This window comes from Lactococcus sp. LG1267 (assembly GCF_017309545.1).
GTDB classification, from domain to species: domain Bacteria; phylum Bacillota; class Bacilli; order Lactobacillales; family Streptococcaceae; genus Lactococcus; species Lactococcus petauri.
Window position 1 is genome coordinate 1,809,899 of record NZ_CP071295.1, and the last position, 20,058, is coordinate 1,829,956.

Consider the following 20,058-nt stretch of genomic DNA (forward strand, 5'->3'; position numbering starts at 1 on the left):
ACCTACAAGTAAAGGGGAAATGTATTAATATGGCTAAAATAAATGATTTACGTGTCTTAAGAACACGAAAAATGATTACACAAGCTTTCTTTTCTTTGTTAAGAAATAAAAAATTTGAAAAAATTTCCATTCAAGAAATTGCAGATGCTGCAATGATAAATCGTGCAACTTTTTATGCACATTATGCCGACAAGCAAGATCTTTATGACAGTTTAATTGATACTTTTATCATGGATTTTATCAAAATTTTAGATGAACAAAATCCTGTAGATGGAACTGATGTCTATGTCAATGATATTGAAGAGATGTTGGCGCGCTTCTACGACTTTGTACGTCAAAATCCAGAAGTAGCACAAATTGTGATAGATAAATCACAGGACCAAACGATTATTAATCGTTTTATCGAGATATTAACCGAACGTTATACCGAACTTTTTGATAAGCTGGAAATTCGAGAACACGATGTATTAGTCCCAAGTGATTTTGTCATCAGCTATATTACTTCTATCTTAGCAGGCACACTTAAATGGTGGGTTTCTTCACCAAGTACCATGAAACCGAGTGATTTTGCACATCTTATCGTTAAATTAATTTCAAATGGTCACTTGACAGTTTTAGGTGTAAATATAAAATCATAATATTCGGCTGTAAGTATTTTTGTTTTATAGTGCAGATATAGTTTTCTCCCTTCTGCTACTTCTGATATAATTAAGATAATGAGAAGTATACAAGGAGCTCTACATGCAAGCAAAATACATTATGTCAATTGACCAAGGGACAACAAGTTCTCGCGCGATAATCTTTAACAAGCAAGGACAGCACGTCGGCAGTTCACAAAAAGAGTTACAGCAGCATTTTCCTCAAGCTGGATGGGTTGAACATGATGCCAATGAGATTTGGAATTCGGTACAATCTGTTGTCTCCGAAGCACTTATCCAATCAGGCATCAAACCTGCAGAAGTCGGAGCGATTGGTATTACCAATCAACGTGAAACTACCGTTGTATGGGATAAAAAAACAGGCATGCCCATTTATAATGCAATCGTCTGGCAATCTAGACAATCGGCAGCCATAGCTGATACTTTGAAAAAAAACGGCCATTCTGAACTTATCCACCAAAAAACTGGTCTTGTTATTGACTCTTACTTTTCAGCCACTAAAATACGTTGGATTTTAGATAAGGTTGACGGCGCGCAGGAACGTGCTGAACGTGGTGAATTGCTCTTTGGTACTATTGACAGTTGGTTAGTCTGGAAATTAACCGATGGTGAAACGCATGTAACAGACTATTCTAATGCAAGCCGGACCATGCTTTTTAACATCCATAATCTCCAATGGGACCAGGATATCCTCGACCTCTTGAATATTCCGGCAGCTATGCTTCCTCGCCCCGTTTCTAATTCTGAATGCTACGGTATGACCAAGCCCTATCATTTCTTTGGCTCAGAAATAGCTATTGCAGGGATGGCTGGAGATCAACAAGCGGCTTTATTTGGCCAAATGGCTTTTGAACCGGGAATGATTAAAAGTACTTATGGTACTGGTGCCTTCATCGTCATGAACACAGGTCAAGAGGCACAACTATCCAATGATCTTTTAACCACGATTGGTTACAGTATTAATGGTCAAGTTACCTACGCTCTTGAAGGGTCCGTTTTTGTTGCTGGCTCTTCTGTCCAATGGCTCCGTGATAGTCTGAAAATGATTGATAACAGTAAAGAATCTGAAGCAGCGGCTTTGGCTTCTAACAATAATGATGAAGTCTATGTTGTACCTGCTTTTGTGGGTTTAGGTGCTCCGTATTGGGATCAGGATGCTCGTGGGGCTATCTTTGGCATTACCCGAGGAACCAGCAATAACGACATTATCAAAGCTACCTTACAAGGCATTGCTTATCAAGTCAAGGACATTATTGATGCGATGCAAGAAGATTCAGGAATTGATATTCCATTACTGAAAGTTGACGGAGGTGCAGCTAATAATAGCTATTTAATGCAGTTCCAAGCGGATATTCTAAATATTCCCGTGCAAAAAGCCAAGGATCTTGAAACGACAGCTCTTGGTGCAGCTTTCTTGGCTGGTTTAGCAGTTGGTTTTTGGAAAGACATGAAGGAAATAAAAAGCTCTTATTCAGAAGGGCAAAGCTTCCAACCTCAAATGGATGAAAAACGACGACAAACACTTCATCAGGGTTGGAAAAAAGCTGTCGAAGCAACACGTGTTTTTAAATAAAAAAAAAGATCCAGAATTCTGGACCTTTTTTTATTTATTATATTATTTGCTCAACAAGGCCGCTGCTGCTTCATCTGCAATAACAACAACATCAGCATGTTTTTGCAAGATAGATGCTGGCATATCTTCAGTGATTTCACCTTCAACCATTCCTTTAATTGCTTCTGCTTTTGATTCGCCATAAGCCATCAATACGATTGATTTAGCTGCCATGATTGAAGCGATACCCATAGAAATCGCTTGACGTGGCACATCTTCTTCGTTTTCAAAGAAACGTGCATTTGCTTTAATTGTACTTTCTTGGAGATCGACAACGTGTGTTGTTTCTTCAAATGAAGTTCCAGGTTCGTTGAAACCAATGTGTCCGTTTTGACCAATTCCAAGAATTTGGAAATCAATCGGGTGTTCAGCAATGATTTGGTCATAAGCTTTTGTTTCTGCTTCCAAATCTGCTGCTTTACCATTTGGCAAGAAGTTTTCTTTGAACGGTTTTTCATTGAAAAGGTGTTTGCTCATAAAGTAACGGTAAGATTGTTCATCTGAACCATCAAGTCCAACATACTCGTCCAAGTTTACTGAAGTCATATCTGAAAAATCAAGATCTGATTTAACGATTTGGTTATAGAATTCTACTGGAGTTGAACCTGTAGCAAGTCCAAGTGTTTTTGCTCCATTATCCATTGCTTCTTTGAGTAAGTCAAAGCCGATTTTTGCGCCTTCAAGTTGGTTTTTTACTGTGATAACTTTCATGAGAGAGTCTCCTTTTTCAAATTGGTATATACACATTATAACTCTAATTTATTTCCTTGTCAATAGGAAAGTTCAATTTTTACCAATTTTTTATTTATGAAAGTATAAATAAAAACGACTTGATGTCGTCTTTATTTTAAAGTATTTTCAAATTTATTTTTGACCTTGTCTAGCGTTTCTTGGGTAACAAGTTGGGTCTTGTTTTCTGGGATTTTAGTCGCATGGACGTTTATTTTACTTACCTTAAGCGCCTTTTTATAGTGTTTAACAATATTCATAAAATCTGGAAAGCTGATGTTAGTATTGACAACCTCAGGAAAACTTTTCAGAATCGCTAAAGAGTGTCGCGCAAGGACGGAAGGCTTTTTCAAATTCTCAAATGTAGAAATAGCTACATCTTGTAGTCTATCTGTATAGCCCTTCTGATCGTTAGAGTTAAGCAAGCTGAGATAAGCTGAAACTTCATCTGCTGTTTTTAACTGGACAGAACCTTGCTCAAATTTGAAGCCTTTGGATACAAAAGCTGCTGTATTCTGCACAACGATTCCCCCACTAGCCTCGACCAGTTTTCCCATGTTATCAAAGTTGATTTCCACTACTTTATTAGTTTCTGTACCAAAGGTCTCATTAAACTTCTTACTGACTGCTTCTGCTCCACCCTGAGTATAACTTTGATAGAACGTTGTTTGATCTGGAAAAACTAAAAGAGGTTGGACATTGATCAGACTTGTTTTTTTGAGCTTCGCATTTGTAGAAGTAAGGCTGGAAGTCATAAGCACTTTCTCATTATCTACATGAGCTGTTCCAAGAATTAAAGTCGTAAATGTTTCTCCTTTCTTTAAGTTTACCGGACACGCTTCTGCAAGATGCAAAGTATTAGCCTTATTGATAGCTGTTTTTGAACTTTGATAGAAGAATACTCCTAAACCAGTAAAAATAAATATCAAGACAAGTAAAGTAATACCGATAACTTTAGGAAACTTACTCTTTTTTTTAGTAGTTATTTTTCCCCTTGACCGTCTATAAGTTTCTTCTCCCATAACTCTCTCCTTATTTAAGAATGATAAAATCATTAACTGAGCGTTGATCCTGACTCGGGTATACTACTTCACCTTTAAAGGCCATTTGACTTGATCCGCCGCCATCCATAACAACTGCGTTTTTTAAATCCAATTCTTTAAACTTATCCATAATTTGATCGTATCCTGTACTTGTATCCGAAATAATAAGGTAAAGATTATTGTGAGCATCATTGGCTATGAAAGAGTGAATCATCCAATTCACTGAACCATCATTTTTTTGAATTTCACCATCACGGATTAATACCGAACCAAAACTGAAACTCATTTGCCCACCATTTTCAATGATTGTTGAGGCGGGTACAGAAGAGTCATAGATTTGACTACTACCGTCGTTATTGATAACAAAGGCAGTGTTAGCTCTCTTATCTGAACCCCAATCCTTAAAAAGTTTTCCATTGTTCATCTGAAACCCTGTGATGTGCATAGTGCTCATATTAAAACCAGAAGCATTCATGATTAAAGTCTCAGGATATTGTTGCATCACTTCTTGCAAAGTAAAAGCCGGAGCATCAATCGAAGTTGCTGTTTTTAATACTTCAACATTGTTGGCTTTGAAGATTTTAAATCTTCCGGATGAAAGGTCAGTAAACTTGTCGCCTCCCTCTTTCGAGTTTAGTTTTATCGCGCTAGCTTCCCCTGTATCTTTGACAATATTTTCAGAAGACGTAACTGCTTCTTTCGAACTATTAGATGTAATGTATCCTTCCTCTTGATCTGTACGTTGTACACTTTGAGCTTGATCTTGTGAATTTTCTTGCTTTTTAGGAACAATAAACATAAATGAAACCCATCCTACAATCAATAAAAGGACAAAGGCAATAAACCAACCTAGCTTATTTCTTTTTTTCTTAATTTTCATATTTCAACTCTCTCCATATTCTCCTCTACTGCTTTTTCAGCCATAAGATCTTCAATCAACCTAAGCACACGTTCTGTTGCTTTCCCATCTCGATAGTTGTAGGTTTTCTGAAAAAAGGTGGCTTTTTCTTTTTGGTAGGAAGCTCTATCTGTTGCTTGGAGCGCTTGGATGAGCTCACTTTCATTAAAAGTAACCTCTCCGGGAAATTCTTGCAGATAATCGATCGTTAAACCTGGTTTTTTAGAATAACTTTTATAGTCGGGCACATAAGCGATGATAGGTTTATCAAAGACCATCCAATCCACTGCAATAGCCGAATAGTCGGTAATTAAAACATCCGTAACACAAAAAATCGAGGAGATGGACTCTTCTTCAATAAAAAGCACATGAGGATTATTCTCATAAGCCGAACCCGAAATCAGTGGGTGCGCCTTGTAGATGAGGATATAGTCTTCACCCAAAGCTTGATGTACACGAGCTAAATCAATTTTAACTTCTTTAAAGTAAGTACTGATCCGCCCACGAAATGTTGGCGCATAGGTTATGACTTTTTTTCCTACTAAAGCAGGGTACTTTTTAAGAAGCTGCTCTTTAGTTGCCTTTACAAAATGTTCATCGAAAATTTTATCATTATTAGGAATGCCTGTAACTATGACGTGAGACTCTGGGAGTTGAAAAGCTTGTGCATACACTCTTTTATAAAAATCTGAGTTAGCAATAGCATAATCATAATTTTTAATTTCATAATCCCTTTGTACACAGTTGCCAAAGTTTTTTAGAGCTGCTGTGGCGTGCCAAATCTCTAGAACTTTGACTTCTTTACGATGGGGAAATTTAGAAATGACGAAGTTGTTATAGTCAATGATCACCAGTTTCGAACTTTGAAGGACGAAAAGTTGCTGTATACAAGCCAGTGCATACTGGAGTTGTCCTAGAAAAGTGGGCTGGAACTTGAAAAGCAAAGTTTTTATCTCGTACTCTTGCTTTGCGCTTAACTTATCATGCAAAATTTTGAAATCCTTGGACAGATTTTCATGCTCAAGTGAAATGAAAGTGACACGGTTTTGATGCACACGACAGAGAAAAGTGAAGGGATAGAAGAGTGCCAAAATGAAGGTTAACACGATGGATTTAAGTTTCATAAAAAACCTCACTTACAATTTTTTCACAAGCACTGCCATCATTCCACGGATTAAATCTCTCGTTAAAAGCTCGCAGCCTTTGGTAGTCAAAATAATCATCTTTAATCATTTTTAGGAGTTCTTCTTCTGTTTTTACAAAATTATTAGGTAAATCATCAGGAACTTTAAGATAAAAACCTCGTAATTCTTTAGCATAATGTCCTAGATCATACATATAAAAATAAATAGGTCTTTCCAGTTGCGCATAGTCAAAAAATACACTTGAATAATCTGTAATCAGAGCATCGCTCACTAAGTAAGCATCACTAATGTCCTGATTTGGGTCCATTAAAAACACAAAATCGCTTAAATCTTGAGGTATATGATAAGTACTACAAATCAAGTAATGCGGTTTAAATAAAACAATATACTCTTCTCCAAGCACTCTTTTCCAACTATAGAAGTTAACCTTTAATTCAAAAGTATATCCCGCATTGTTATAAGAATTATCTCGCCATGTTGGAGCATAAAGAATTATTTTTTTATTTATAGGCAAATGATACTTCTTCTTTAATTCCGAAATCCGAGCAGGATCTGGCTGCACCAAACAATCAACCCGTGGATAGCCGACATTGAGCATTTTTTGCTGTGGAAAAGCAAATGCTGTTTCAAATACATGAGCGGAAAAAGGACTAGAAGCAATAAGATAGTCCCAATGCCTGCTGTCCTTATCATAGGATTTCACCATCTGTTTGTAGCTTTGTTTACTTCTATAATAAGTGGAACCATTATCAATAATATCGTGGCCTAAACGCTTCAGAGGAACACCATGCCAAGTTTGTAAGTAGACTTGGTCCGATTTTTTATAATAATAAGGTGCCATTTTGGAGTTAAAAATCCAATATTTGGCTTTAGAAAGATAGTAAAAATATTGAAATGAGTTAAACTTAACAGTCTTTGCTCCTGCGATTGATTTCACATCCTTGAAGGCCCATACTAATTGATAATCTGAAAATTCACCTGAATTTTTAATATATTCAAAAAGATATCTGGGATTACCAGAATAAGATTTTCCCTTAAAAGACGAGAATAATATTATTTTAGAATCTGTTTTTAATGTAACACCTAAAACACAAAGGAACGGATACATTATTATTCTAATGATTAATAGTCTTATTTTGGCTAGTAAAATCAATATTTCTCCCTTTTTTTCACTTTAAAACTACTTTACTGATACTTTTAATTAACTGGTTCATTGATAAATTTGTAGAAAACTCTTCTGAAATTTCATCAAATATTTTTTGATATGTATCTGCATTTTTTACTTTACTTAAAGCTTTTAGTAAAACATAAATATCTTTTTGTTCGGTTTCTCCTAAAATTGCTAAGCTTTTAGTTATAGACCTTTCACTTAAAGTTATTAAACTACATACCTCAGGTAGTTTTTCTACTTTAGAAAACTTATTTCCTTGAAAAACATACATACTACTATCAATTTTCAAATATAAGTCGGTTGTCTTTCGATCATTAGGGTAATTATTTTGGTTTTGCTTGAATAAATAATCGACTTGCTTCAATAGTTTAATTAATTTAAGCGGATTAATGACCAAGCCTAATTTTGTTAGAATTTTTTTTATATCGTTCATTTATTCTTTAATATTAGAAATATACATTTTTCCTAAATCTTGTTTGATACTTGACGATGAAGTTTTACCACGCGGAAAATACATGATTTTCAAATCAGGAAACTGTTCTTTCAAAAAGTCAAACTTTCCTTTCCAATCATCGCCCATGGCAAAAATATCAATATCAAACATTTCAATGTAAAGAGTTTTATCATCCCAGGACTGCTCTGGTACCACAAGATCTACATAACGAACAGACTCCAATATATACTTGCGTGTCATATATTCCTGATATGCTATTTTCCCTTTTTGGGCATTGAATTCATCTGTGGAAAGCATGACGATCAGCTTGTCACCAAGATTTTTGGCATTGCGTAACATATCTACATGGCTTTCGTGGAGAATGTCGAAGGTACCTGCGACAAGGATTCTTTTTTCTTTGTTCATTTATTTCCTATAAATCTTCCGTTCTTACAGCATATATTTTCTTAAGTTAAAAATATATGAAAATATTATCGATTTTCTCAACTTTCGACGTAACTTGATATTAATTTCTTTCGGCAAATGAATATTTTTATCCTTAAACTGTCTACTATTTAATTTTGCGACAATATTATATATTCTTTCTGAATTATCATGATCTATATATTCTAGTATCAACTTTTTATTTGCTCTTACAAAATTTGATTCTTTAAAATCTTGTTCAATATATTTTGATATTAAATTAATGATTAAAGTTTCAGAATAAGCAATATCTCCTAAAAAGGTATCTTCTTTTTTACGTAGAATCCCATCTTTAAAAAACAAATCAAAATCAAAGTGGTAAAAAATATTCGGTTTAGACATGAAAGTCATATCATGTGTAACAGTGGAATAATCTGTCACACACAAAGATGAATCAATGAGTAGCTGTTGGACATTAATCTGACCTAGTTCAACTACTTCTATATAAGGATTAATATTCTTTTTAAATATATCTAAGTAAGGCTGCATCCTGTAATGAGGATAAAATAATATTTCAACATTATTTTTTCTACACTTTGATATAAAATCATCGTTGTTTAACAGAGAAGTCCATCTTATAAAGTAATCAGTATTTTCAAATTTAGTTAAAGGATTAATCCATTCTCTCCATGTTGGCATGACTAGAATTTTCTTTTGCTTTATTTCTTGGTGCAATGGCAACTTATCAAATCTAGATAATCCTGTTACAAATACTTCTTTATTATCATATCCAAAAGTTTTCTCGAGAAGATTTTTTTCTTCATATGAAGATACCGTAACACCATGAAAAGGATAATCATAGAATTTTTTATGGTATTCTGCCGGTTTTCGCCCCATCACCCCGTGTTGTAAGAAAAAACGTGCAGCAGATAAATTTTTGTTAATTTTAAAAGGTAAGATATAGTCCAAATCGTGACTACCTAAAAATGCAGAAGCTTTCAATGCTAACTCATAATGTTCTTCAGAATTTTTATATACATAATTTTCATTATAACTTGCTAAATTTTTCTCATCTTCTACTCCTCTTTCAATCACATAAAAAGGATTAACCTCATCTAATTTGTTTTTCATGAGAAATTCAAAAAATGCAAACCCCGTATCTTGAGCAGTATCCGGTCTTTCTCCAATAAGCCATACAGGCAATGCATTCATTGCTTTAGTATTCATTCTATGATTCTCTTTAAGTGGAGTATTTACTTCAATCTTGACGTTAAGTCAATTTTTTAGAGTCACAAACGTAGAATTTTAATCTATTTATTTTAAGCACTTACCTTTTCAAATTGATTAGGTGTAAGATACCCTAAACTTTGATGAATTCGTTTTGAATTATAAAAGGCTTCGATGTACCAGAAAATACTCTGATAGGCTTCTTCAAAGTTCTTATATTTAAATTGATACACCCACTCTCTTTTTAAATGTCCATGCCAAGATTCAAGACTGGCATTATGATAAGGGTATCCCCTTCGACTGAAAGAGTGAGTCATCTCATAATACTTAAGCCACTCTTCATACTCTAGACTCGTATACTGGCTTCCTTGGTCAGAATGAAGAATAACAGCTTCTGGATAGTCTTGTGATTTAATGGCCTTATTTAAAGTTCTTTGCACTAATTCTACAGTCATTCGCTTGCCCAAATCCCAAGCAATGACTTTTTAGTATAACGATCCATAATGGTTGAGAGATAAGCCCATCCTTGTTGAGTAGGAATATAAGTAATGTCGGTTGACCAAACCTTATTTTTCTTTGTAGGTTCAGTCTGTATGAGATTTTTCGATTGATGTGATCACTTAGTGAGTATCCAGGCTTAAATTTCTTAATGACTACAGACTTGAGTTGAAGTTGCTTCATTAGCTTCTGTACCAGTTTTAACCCGACTTTTTCCCTTGTTTAAGTAGAAGATGATGAATTTTAGGAGCACCATAGATTCCTCGGTTAGCATTGAAGAGTTGAGAAATTTTGAGTGACAGGTATTGTCTCCTTAATTGAGTTTTAGATGGATATCGGTTAATCCGTTCATAATAACTTGATTCAGGAACATCAAGGAGTTGACAGCTTAGTCTGACATTGAGTGCTAAAGTTTGTATGGTTTGAGCCATATCCGCAGCACTCACTTCTTTTTCTCGGCGAATATGGTCAATACTTTTTTTAAGATGTCTCGTTCTTCCTTAACTTTAGCCAGTTGTCTTTTTAATTCTAGAAAATCAGCTTTAGAGACGGAGCTTTCATTAGATTTAGAGTAGAGGTCTATCCCACGTCGTATTCTTTAGACAGCTGGGTGACGGATTGACCAGAATGATAGAAGGCGATAAGGGTTTCTTTAAATTCTTTTGAGTAGCGTTTTTTCATGTTTTTGTCCTTTGTCTAAATTATACAATAGTGACTCTAAGATTTAAGGATAACATCAATCTTGAGATTACCTCGAGGAGTTAAGGTTAAGTAATAAGTTTTTGATTTATCATTTATAGTTGCAATTACTCTATCTTTTTTATAAATATAGTCCACAAAACCTAATTTTCTATAAACATATCCTTTATTTTTTTTTGCTTCTACAAAGAAGTCATATAATCCATTTTTTAAAGCATATTTTGAAAAATCTAGCTCTATTTTTCTTTCGGTATTTCTGTATTTTGTTGTTTTATTAGAATATAAAACAGTAAACGGACTCTTCGCTTTCGTATGCTTTGTTGGAAGATATATTCTTTTACCAGTACATCTTTCTATAAGCAAGATGGAAAAATCTGTTTGCTCATTATAAGTTATACCTGCATCACATGTTAATTTTACTATTTTTCCTTCAACGTCTACTTCACTAATATTTCGAATAATTTTTGCCGGCTTGATTTTTAATCTAAGATAGTCTATACCAAAAACGTTCCAATACTGATACAATTCTTTTTTGTTACTAAAGTGATTTATTTCTTGATGCTGATTCTTATATTTTAGTTTAAAAATACCCTTTTTACTTTCTAAACTGAAATCAAAGATTTTAGTGTTTTTGATAATTTCGCTCATAAATGCAGAAAAAAAGACACGATATCTTATTTCTTCAAACTTTTTATACCCTTTTATTCTCCTTATTACTTTCTTATTATCATATATAATTAAATCCATAGGTTGTATGTCATTAGCTACTACTATTTCAAAATATGTTTTCCTAAAGTAAATATGGATGTATACTATAAAAGTAGACAGAACTTTATGTGTTATAATCTGTTTTAAAAGACATGAAAACGAAAGGACATCCTATGTCAAAATCTAAACGCTACGATGAAGAATTCAAACAATCCCTTGTCAATCTTTATCAAACTGGAAAAACTCAGTCTGAACTCTGTAAAGACTATGGTGTATCTCAAACAGCACTTTCTAAATGGATCAAACAGTATTCTCAAGTTAAACTCGAAGATAATTCTGTACTTACTGCCAAACAAATACAAGACCTACAAAAACGTAATGCACAGCTTGAAGAGGAGAACCTCATCTTAAAAAAGCAAGTGCCATATTCATGCAAAACTTAAAGTAAGACTCCTCGCTGTCTATCGGTTACGCTTTGAACACGCCACAACAACCTTGTGTCGTGTTTTACATGTCAATCGTTCTACTTACTATAAATTTTTAAAACATAAGCCCTCAAAAAGAGAACTGGATAATCAAATTTATAGAAAACAAATACTTCAAATTTATACCAAAGCAAACAAAAGACTTGGTGTGAAGTCTATCAAGGTCATTCTTCAAAGAGACTATGATACAAAAATCTCTGAAGGAAGAATTTACCGTCTCATGAAGAATATGGCGCTCCCTAAAATGGCAACCGTTAAGCCAAAACGCTCACTTAAAGAAGTTCAAAAACGTACCCTCAGAACTTACTCAAGCAAGAATTTAATCCTGACCAACCAAATCAAGTATGGACAACAGACTTCACCTATATTTCTATCGGATATAAGAAACATGTCTATCTCTGCGCTATACTTGATCTCTACTCTAGAAAATGTATTGCTTGGAAACTCAGTCATCGTATCGATGCAAAGTTAGCATGTGACACTCTAGAATTAGCACTTAATAAAAGAAAGATTGAAGGAACACTTCTCTTCCATTCTGACCAAGGTTCACAATTTAAGGCCATTGAATTTAGAAAAATAATTGATGACAATAATATCATGCATTCTTTTTCTAAGCCTGGATATCCTTATGATAATGCCGTTACTGAAGCATTTTTCAAGTATTTGAAGCATAGACAAATCAACCGAAAAATTATCAAAATATGAAACAGGTTCAATTAGATTGCTTTGAATATATTGAGAATTTTTATAACAATTACAACCCACATTCGGCTAATCTTGGACTCACTCCTAATCAGAAAGAAGAAAATTACTTTAATTCAATCAATTAACACTTTTTTCTGTCTACAAATTTGACATTAGTCCAATACTTTTCAAATAAATATCTTTTTGCATTCTTACAATCTTTTCTTTCTTATTAAATTCCATCTTACAAATAATCTGAAATTCTATCTCGAATCTTCATATGCATATTGGCTCCTATTATAAGTAAAATTACGAGCAACAATATAAAGCTCACATTGTACATTCCTTTTTCCCAAAACCATGCTCTTCCAAATGCTATATCTCTAAACCCTTCTATTAGATAATAAAAAGGATTAATCAATTGCGATTGAATCAAAAATTGAGGAATAATTTTAAAATGATCCAATGAAAAAATGACACCTGATCCATACATTAAAAATCTAAAGATATAATTCAAAAAGAATTTAAAATCAGGAAATACAACTTCGATTGAAGAACATAAAAGTGACATTGCTAAGGAAAAAATAATCAACATGGGGAAGTAATATAATAATTGCAACCAATACATGGATGGATAGTAGCCTGAAAACATTGCAATAATTAATCCCATTCCCACCATGATGTATAATTCTGTTAAAAAGCCAAACATTGATGCTGTAGGCATAATACTTACAGGGAATTTCATTTTCGCAGTCGTTTTAAATTGTGTAGAAACACTCTTTGCTCCAGTTACAATAACATGCTGCATAAAAGAGTACACGCCCATACCAATAAACATCCAAGGCAGTGGGGGAAGACCATCTGGAGCTGAGCGGTTCATCAATACACCAAAAATAATATAGTTGATAGCAAGTTGTACTAGAGGATCCAAGATTTCCCATATGCGTCCAAACTTATTTTGCATCGACGTGCTTTTGGTACTGTATTTTGATAAATTGATAGCTATAGGAAAATATTTAGTCTGCTCTCTAAGGTAAAGAATTGCATCTTTCATTATTGAATTACCCCTTCATCTGGTTGCTCTGTGGTTGCATCGGCTGCTGTTGTTGGTAAATTTATAGTTTGACCTGGTTGGATAATATTAAAATCAATTCCTGGATTAAGCGCTTGAATTGCATCCACAGTTAAGCCTTTACTTTCAGCGATACTTCCTAGCGATTCCCCCGCTTGAATCATATATGTTGTTTCCTCTGATGAACTTGTCGCTGTGTCTGCCTCGCTTGTACTTGCAACAGTTTCACTTGTGCTTAATTCCGGAGTAGATTGAGAAGTAGCATCTTCATTTTCTGAGCTTGAAGAAACATCTATAGAACTCACTGTTGTTTTATTCCTTTGTTTATTTTTACTAGATACATCCTTCGGTTTAAAAATGTTTTGTGAGAAAAATTTTACGGGGTGTTGGACTGATTTTTTCAATGTCGTGTTACTCAAAGAGACGAGAGTAATCCAGAGAAAAACCAGCATACAAAGTGCCACTACTATTTTTGAGAAGAAAGATAGTTTGTGATTGTCTTTCTTCTTTTGCAAACTTTGGGTCACTTCACGATTAACACGACGACTTTTCGAAGAACTTTGACTAATAATTTCTTTTTTTAACTCCTCAACAGAGTAATCAAATTGGGCTTGACGTTGTTCTTGTTTATAAGCTTCTTGTTCTTTTTTTGATAAGGATTTAAACCAACGGACAAACTTTTCATACTCTGGTATAACTTCCTCTGGTGTTCCATATGCCTTGACTTCTCCGTAATTCAACCAAATAACGCGATCACTCCACTCTTTAACCGTGCGCATATCATGTGAAACCATCAAGATTGTTTTCCCTTGGTCCCGAAATTCAAACATTTTCTTTTTCGATTTGTCCACAAAGGTTTTATCACCAACAGAAAGTCCTTCATCAATAATCATAATGTCAGGATCTTGATGTACCATGATAGAAAAACCCAGTTTTGCCTTCATACCTGAGGAATACATTTTAACGGGTTGGTCAATAAAAGGTCCAATTTCAGAAAAATCAATAATATCCTGCATTTTGGCTTTTATTTCCTTATTTTTCATACCGACCATCAAGCCCTTCAGACGGATATTTTCACGTCCAGAAAGATTGTTTTGCATGCCTGCATTAGCTGCAATAATCGAAACGTCACCATTAATTTCAACTTGTCCTGTAGTTTGCGCAATTTGACCGCTAATGATATTAGAAAGTGTTGATTTTCCTGCACCATTCAGCCCAATGACTCCGACACATTCTCCTTCATGTATTTCAAAGCTTACATTACGTAAAGCCCAAAAATCTTTCTGACTTTTTCATTTGCTCCTATTAAAGATTTTGCCTTGTTACGTGAGTTTTTTACCGGCAACATTTCAAACTTTTTAGACAAATTTTTGGCATTTATTTTACTAACCATCACTTGTGCACCGTTCTCCTTAGTCGTTTCTTTACAATTTCAAGACATTATTTAACACCAAAATACGTTCTAAACGTATTTTGGTGTTAAATAAATTCAGTGATTTTCTGCCTTACCTAATATTATTTCATCATAAGTAATGTTAAATAAAGCCAGAATTCTTTCCAATGTTTTTTTTGATATTTGAGAAGAATCTTCTTCTAAACCGTCTAGTTCATTGACTGTCAAGTTCAATTTATCTGCCAACAACTCCTTTGACAATCCTTCTTTTTCTCTCCAACCTCTTAAGGAATTCTGTTGCATAAAAACCTCTTTCTTAATTTGATCATAAATTAACACAATTATTTTAATTATAGTACGTTATAAATGAATAATCAAGACAAAACCGAACTATTTTTCTTGATTGCGTTTGAGTTTAACGCTATAATAAATATATGGATACTCAAGAACATCGTGCTATTATTGCAGCTAATATTAAAAAGTATCTTCAGATGAGTGGTATAAAGCAGAAAGATTTTGCTTCTAAAATCGGGATTGTTCCTTCTACTTTGTCAGATTACCTTAATATGCGAATCACACCTTCACAAGGTGTAATTCAAAAAATGGCAGATATTTTGGGAGTTGAAAAGTCTGATATTGATACTACCTATAAAAACAAACTCTCTCTCAATCTTGACAGACTAATTGATGAGGCTCTTTTCTATAAAAAAGAAGTAATTGAAGAGAAAGATCGTGAATTTTTAAAACGAACACTTGATGCTTATTTTCAATGTAAAAATAAGCATTAAGCTGGGAAAGCACAAAAACTATCTCAACAAGGTAGTTTTTTTATGCGTAATAATTGTACTAATTGATAGATTCTTCTAAAAAGAAACAGGATTAATCTAAGCTTTCCATTTGTGATATAATATTGTAGTTATCTGTTCTCTACTTCTCGATAGAAAGAAAGTAGAAATTTTTATATTAAGGGTTAGTACTTAAGAGTAGAGTTTTTTTCTTTGAAAAGCTTTATATTTTCATTTTCCCTCAATATAGACAAATTAAAAATTGTAGAAAGTAGTAGAAAATATATTTTGAATATTAATGATTTTGATTTTAACTTACCAGAAGAACTTATCGCCCAAACACCTCTTGAAAAGCGTTCTGAGTCACGCCTTTTAGTCTTGGATAAAGAAAACCATTCAATGGAAGATAAACACTTCTATGATATTGTGGATGAGCTTAATCCTGGCGATGCTCTTGTTCTCAATAATACACGTGTCCTTCCTGCACGTCTCTATGGCGTTAAGCCAGAAACTCAAGGACATGTTGAACTTCTCCTTCTTAAGAACACTGAAGGTGATCGGTGGGAAACTTTAGCTAAGCCAGCAAAACGGATGCGTATTGGTCAAGAACTTTCTTTTGGTGATGGACGTTTAAAAGCAACCGTGGTTGAAGAATTGGAACACGGCGGACGTATCGTTGAATTTAGTTACGATGGTATCTTCCTGGAAGTTTTAGAAAGCTTAGGCGAAATGCCACTTCCGCCTTATATTCATGAAAAACTAGAAGATCAAGAACGTTATCAAACCGTCTTTGCAAAAGAAAACGGATCAGCTGCAGCACCAACTGCCGGCTTACACTACACACCTGAGCTATTAGACAAGATTCGTGCTAAAGGTGTTCATATTGTGGAAGTTACTTTGCATGTAGGTTTGGGTACTTTCCGACCAGTGAGCGTTGATAATATTGAAGAACATCATATGCATAGTGAGTTCTATCAATTGTCTGAAGAAGCTGCGGCAACACTTCGTGCTGTTAAAGCCTCTGGTCATCGGGTAATTGCTTGTGGTACAACCTCTATCCGTACATTAGAAACGATTGGAACAAAATTTGATGGAGATATTCAAGCAGATTCTGGATGGACAGATATCTTTATCAAACCTGGCTATCAATGGAAAGTCGTTGATGCTTTCAATACTAACTTCCACTTGCCAAAATCAACACTTGTTATGCTGGTTGCTGCTTTTGCGGGGCAAGATTTTATCCTTGAAGCTTACCAACATGCAATTGATGAGCACTATCGCTTCTTCAGCTTTGGCGATGCGATGTTCGTAAAATAAATGAGTTTTCTTAATTTAGCACTCACTAAGGATTTTATTTCTGTGCTTTCAGATGGGCAAATTACCGAAAATGATCAAGCTATTCGTACGCATTTTAAAAAATTTTATGTGAGTCCCAATGGCTTTTTAGTCGGGATTACAGGTTTTCATAAGATAAGTGAAGAAATTCTGGTACAACTCCATTATCAACCGCAACTCATGCCCTTAGAAGCTCAGGAATTTCTTCTCAGCGCATTGCTCCGCTATAAGGACAAACGCTACGGTTTAACTAAAAAAGTAGCTTACAATGCTGTAATTGCCTTCTTTAGTGATGGACAGCCACAAGCAAGAACCTATCATATTGAAGAAGGAATACTTTCAACGAAGGACTATCTTGGTTCAAGTTTAATTTCCTTTCCTCCTGATGATATTGACTTTGACCCTAATAAGCTGGTTAGCACTTATCTAAAAGATGGGCAATCTCTCCTACCTAAGATACAGTTGTTGCAGCGTAACGCCCTTTACCGGATTGCAGAAAACTCAAATACTGTCAATAAAACAGTCTTCCAAGAAGTAATAAAAAAAGAGACTTATAGCTGAGTCTCTTTTTTTATTTTACCCATATCCAAGGGATAATATGCCAAATAAATCCCAATAAGATTGAGAACATAATAATAAACAAGATATAAACAAAATATTCCATACCTTCTTCTACTTTTTTCCAAAACTTTTTCATTTGTTCGTTCCAATTCTCTATTTACTTCTAGATAAATCCCTGGTCTGTAGCTAGTTCTAACCGTCGGTACTCTCTTGGGAAGAATTGACGTAAATCATCCATGTTATAACCAACTTGGACTTTATTCTCATCTAAAACTATCGGTGAACGAAGTAGGTACGCATTCCGAGATAAGTATTCTAGACCTTCGTCCAGATTCATTTCTAAAAGCATTTCTAAACTATTCTGTGTCTGTGGATTACTCATGCTCGACCGTTTAGTAATCGTCTCAATTCCTCCATCCATATAAGACAAAATTTTTTGCAAGTCTTGCTTAGAAATTTCACCAATTCTTTTCATATCTACATTTATTTTATACTTTTCAAACCACGACTTTGCTTTTTGGCTAGAACCGCAGCCTTGTCTATAGTAAAATTTAATCATACTTTCCTCCTGTATTCTTTAAATAAGAAAATAGGAAGTGACTTATTCTTCTGTACAATGAAACTCTTCCGATATTTTTGAGTTATTTTATTTCTCATAATAAAAATTATATATTAATTCCATGAGAAAATAAGATAAAGCTTGGCAAATACAAAGCACCTTTCTTTATCTAAAAAAAACTTTCCAATAATTTGGAAAGCTTTTTATAAATTATTATTTGGAAAAATAAGGATTGGTTTTAAAAAGAACATCGAGAAGTGCAACACTAACTGCTGCTACAATCATCGCCTTAATAATTGCTCCTAAAATAAAAGGAGCAAAACCAATACCAAAGGCTGTTCCCCAAGGTGCACCAATAAAGAATTTCAGCCATACGGTACCAAGTACAAGAATCAAAAACTGAGCTAGAAGATTTGTCAATAAAATAGAGAAAAATTTGCGTTCAGTCTTCTGTAGAAAGTACGAAAGTAGAGGTGCTACGAGTACAAAGGAGAATAAAAATCCGCCTGTTGGACCAAATAAAGCGCCAAGCCCTGATGCTCCTCCTGCATAAACGGGCAAACCAACTGCTCCTAAAACGAGGTAAATCAGTAATGCAGAAAAGCTCTCACGAGGCTGTAGCAGCGTTGCAATAAGCCCAATAGCTAAAGTTTGAAGTGTTATGGGTACAATCCCCACAGGTATAGCCAAAGGAGAAAGTACTGCAATAATCGCGGCTCCTAAAGCGATCAGAGTAATAGAATATGTTTTAGAAATTTTCATAAAAATGTCCTTTTTGTTTTATAGATAAAATTATATCAACTTTTATAAAAGAATACAATCTTAAACTTTATGATTTATTAAAAAAACAGCCTTTTCAGCTGTTTTTTAATTTTAATATTTATCCATCATATCCATAAAGTCATCAAATAAATAACTTGCATCATGTGGGCCGGGCGCCGCATCTGGGTGAAATTGTACCGAAAAGGCTGGATAGCGTTTGTGGCGTACTCCTTCAATGGATGCATCGTTTATTTCTACATGTGTAACCAAAAGATCTTCTGGTAGATCATCTGCGGACACAGCATAACCATGGTTTTGGCTAGTAAAGTCAATTCGACCTGTTGCAATTTCTCTGACAGCATGGTTAAAGCCACGATGCCCAAATTTCATCTTGTAAGTTGTTGCGCCATTTGCTAGACTGAAGAGTTGGTGCCCCAAACAAATTCCAAAAATCGGAACTTTACCTTGAATCTGTTGAATCATTGTGACAGCTTGTGGTACATCTGTTGGATCCCCAGGTCCATTAGTGAGCATGACGCCATCTGGATTCATCTCTAAAATTTCTTCTGCAGTCGTACTATGGGGTACGACAGTAATGTCGCAATGTCTTTTTGATAATTCACGTAAAATTGAATGTTTAAGACCAAAGTCAACAACGACTACTTTTCTTCCCGTATTTGGGGAAGAGTATGCTGTTAAAGTGCTGCTTTTTTCCACTTGATTATTAGGTAAAACCGTTGCTTTAAGTTGACTCATTTGGTGCTCTATTTCATCTTTAGCATTAACCAAAGCTGCCTTCATAGTGCCATGTTGACGTATAATTTTCGTAAGAGCTCGTGTATCAATACCTGAAATACCTGGGATATTTTTAGCTTCTAAGAATTCATCCAGTGACATCTGCATACGCCAGTTTGATGGACGGCGTGCTGCTTCACTCACCACGACTGCTTTACAGCTTGGATGAATTGATTCGTAGTCGTCTCGATTAACTCCATAATTTCCAACCAATGGATAAGTAAAGGTCAAGATTTGTCCATTATAAGATTGGTCAGTGATGGATTCTTGATAACCGGTCATTCCAGTACTAAAAACAAGTTCTCCAGTGATATCTGTATTGGCACCAATTGCTTGCCCTTCAAAAATGGTTCCATCTTCTAATATTAACAGTCGCTTCATA

General features: G+C 34.5%; 19 protein-coding genes and 3 pseudogenes. 6 read left to right on the forward strand and 16 right to left on the reverse strand.

Translation table 11 applies throughout. The annotated features are described in order from the left end of the window. Window positions 1–29 precede the first annotated feature (29 nt). Both J0J33_RS08870 and glpK read left to right on the forward strand, forming a co-directional pair. Window positions 30–638 (forward strand): TetR/AcrR family transcriptional regulator, encoded by a 609-nt coding sequence (locus J0J33_RS08870; protein ID WP_019292736.1) that lies wholly within the window; start codon window positions 30–32, stop codon window positions 636–638. 103 nt (window positions 639–741) lie between these two features. Then, the gene (gene glpK / locus J0J33_RS08875) at window positions 742–2,232 is read left to right on the forward strand and encodes a glycerol kinase GlpK (RefSeq protein WP_019293832.1); all 1,491 of its coding nucleotides are present in this window, start codon (window positions 742–744) and stop codon (window positions 2,230–2,232) included. Window positions 2,233–2,274: 42 nt separating this feature from the next. Here the strand turns inward: glpK and nagB are convergent, their stop codons facing one another. From nagB to J0J33_RS08925, 10 genes and pseudogenes are all read right to left on the reverse strand, one after another. Then, window positions 2,275–2,982: a glucosamine-6-phosphate deaminase gene (gene nagB / locus J0J33_RS08880; RefSeq protein ID WP_004256319.1), complete on the reverse strand. Its 708-nt coding sequence runs from the start codon at window positions 2,980–2,982 to the stop codon at window positions 2,275–2,277. Window positions 2,983–3,113: 131 nt separating this feature from the next. After that, window positions 3,114–4,022 (reverse strand): LCP family protein, encoded by a 909-nt coding sequence (locus J0J33_RS08885; protein ID WP_206887510.1) that lies wholly within the window; start codon window positions 4,020–4,022, stop codon window positions 3,114–3,116. Window positions 4,023–4,032: 10 nt separating this feature from the next. Continuing rightward, window positions 4,033–4,923 (reverse strand): phosphodiester glycosidase family protein, encoded by an 891-nt coding sequence (locus tag J0J33_RS08890; RefSeq protein ID WP_206887511.1) that lies wholly within the window; start codon window positions 4,921–4,923, stop codon window positions 4,033–4,035. Then, window positions 4,920–6,065: a CDP-glycerol glycerophosphotransferase family protein gene (locus J0J33_RS08895; RefSeq protein ID WP_206887512.1), complete on the reverse strand. Its 1,146-nt coding sequence runs from the start codon at window positions 6,063–6,065 to the stop codon at window positions 4,920–4,922. Before J0J33_RS08895 ends, J0J33_RS08890 begins: the two co-directional genes overlap by 4 nt. Further along, window positions 6,055–7,239, reverse strand: coding sequence for a CDP-glycerol glycerophosphotransferase family protein (locus tag J0J33_RS08900; RefSeq protein ID WP_240265679.1), 1,185 nt, complete (start codon window positions 7,237–7,239; stop codon window positions 6,055–6,057). Before J0J33_RS08900 ends, J0J33_RS08895 begins: the two co-directional genes overlap by 11 nt. 16 nt (window positions 7,240–7,255) lie before the next feature. Further along, entirely contained in the window at window positions 7,256–7,690 is a 435-nt protein-coding gene (locus tag J0J33_RS08905; protein ID WP_019293137.1) for a hypothetical protein, read from the reverse strand. Next, entirely contained in the window at window positions 7,691–8,116 is a 426-nt protein-coding gene (tagD, locus tag J0J33_RS08910; RefSeq protein WP_019293136.1) for a glycerol-3-phosphate cytidylyltransferase, read from the reverse strand. A 24-nt stretch (window positions 8,117–8,140) separates the two neighbouring features. Next, window positions 8,141–9,340: a CDP-glycerol glycerophosphotransferase family protein gene (locus J0J33_RS08915; RefSeq protein ID WP_206921707.1), complete on the reverse strand. Its 1,200-nt coding sequence runs from the start codon at window positions 9,338–9,340 to the stop codon at window positions 8,141–8,143. Window positions 9,341–9,432: 92 nt separating this feature from the next. Beyond that, window positions 9,433–10,519 (reverse strand): annotated as a pseudogene (locus tag J0J33_RS08920) (IS3 family transposase). Between the two features lie 36 nt (window positions 10,520–10,555). Continuing rightward, entirely contained in the window at window positions 10,556–11,284 is a 729-nt protein-coding gene (locus J0J33_RS08925) for a hypothetical protein (RefSeq protein ID WP_206921708.1), read from the reverse strand. 134 nt (window positions 11,285–11,418) lie between these two features. On the opposite strand from J0J33_RS08925, the pseudogene J0J33_RS08930 reads away from it, so the two are divergent. Continuing rightward, window positions 11,419–12,560, forward strand: a pseudogene (locus J0J33_RS08930) (IS3 family transposase). Between the two features lie 98 nt (window positions 12,561–12,658). On the opposite strand, the gene J0J33_RS08935 reads toward J0J33_RS08930, so the two are convergent. The 3 genes and pseudogenes from J0J33_RS08935 to J0J33_RS08945 form a co-directional block, all read right to left on the reverse strand. Then, complete coding sequence (locus J0J33_RS08935; RefSeq protein ID WP_206921709.1) at window positions 12,659–13,468, reverse strand: ABC transporter permease; 810 nt, start codon at window positions 13,466–13,468, stop codon at window positions 12,659–12,661. After that, window positions 13,468–14,882: pseudogene (locus tag J0J33_RS08940) on the reverse strand (ATP-binding cassette domain-containing protein). The gene J0J33_RS08935 and the pseudogene J0J33_RS08940 overlap by 1 nt, the downstream one beginning before the upstream one ends. 93 nt (window positions 14,883–14,975) lie before the next feature. Beyond that, window positions 14,976–15,182, reverse strand: a complete 207-nt coding sequence (locus J0J33_RS08945) for a helix-turn-helix transcriptional regulator (protein WP_019293132.1) — start codon at window positions 15,180–15,182, stop codon at window positions 14,976–14,978. 131 nt (window positions 15,183–15,313) lie between these two features. Between J0J33_RS08945 and J0J33_RS08950 the strand changes: the two genes are divergently transcribed. The 3 genes from J0J33_RS08950 to J0J33_RS08960 all read left to right on the forward strand — a co-directional run bounded on the left by J0J33_RS08950 (window position 15,314) and on the right by J0J33_RS08960 (window position 17,560). After that, window positions 15,314–15,667: a helix-turn-helix transcriptional regulator gene (locus tag J0J33_RS08950; protein ID WP_019293131.1), complete on the forward strand. Its 354-nt coding sequence runs from the start codon at window positions 15,314–15,316 to the stop codon at window positions 15,665–15,667. A gap of 285 nt (window positions 15,668–15,952) precedes the next feature. Continuing rightward, window positions 15,953–16,981, forward strand: coding sequence for a tRNA preQ1(34) S-adenosylmethionine ribosyltransferase-isomerase QueA (queA, locus tag J0J33_RS08955; RefSeq protein ID WP_206887515.1), 1,029 nt, complete (start codon window positions 15,953–15,955; stop codon window positions 16,979–16,981). Continuing rightward, window positions 16,982–17,560, forward strand: a complete 579-nt coding sequence (locus J0J33_RS08960; RefSeq protein ID WP_206887516.1) for a hypothetical protein — start codon at window positions 16,982–16,984, stop codon at window positions 17,558–17,560. It begins immediately after the preceding gene. Window positions 17,561–17,723: 163 nt separating this feature from the next. On the opposite strand, the gene J0J33_RS08965 is transcribed toward J0J33_RS08960, so the two are convergent. From J0J33_RS08965 to J0J33_RS08975, 3 genes are all read right to left on the reverse strand, one after another. Further along, entirely contained in the window at window positions 17,724–18,119 is a 396-nt protein-coding gene (locus J0J33_RS08965; protein WP_019293126.1) for an ArsC/Spx/MgsR family protein, read from the reverse strand. 213 nt (window positions 18,120–18,332) lie between these two features. After that, on the reverse strand, window positions 18,333–18,881 hold the full coding sequence (locus J0J33_RS08970) for a biotin transporter BioY (protein ID WP_206887518.1): 549 nt from the start codon (window positions 18,879–18,881) through the stop codon (window positions 18,333–18,335). Between the two features lie 111 nt (window positions 18,882–18,992). Then, on the reverse strand, window positions 18,993–20,057 hold the full coding sequence (locus J0J33_RS08975) for a carbamoyl phosphate synthase small subunit (RefSeq protein WP_117517287.1): 1,065 nt from the start codon (window positions 20,055–20,057) through the stop codon (window positions 18,993–18,995). Window position 20,058 lies beyond the last annotated feature (1 nt).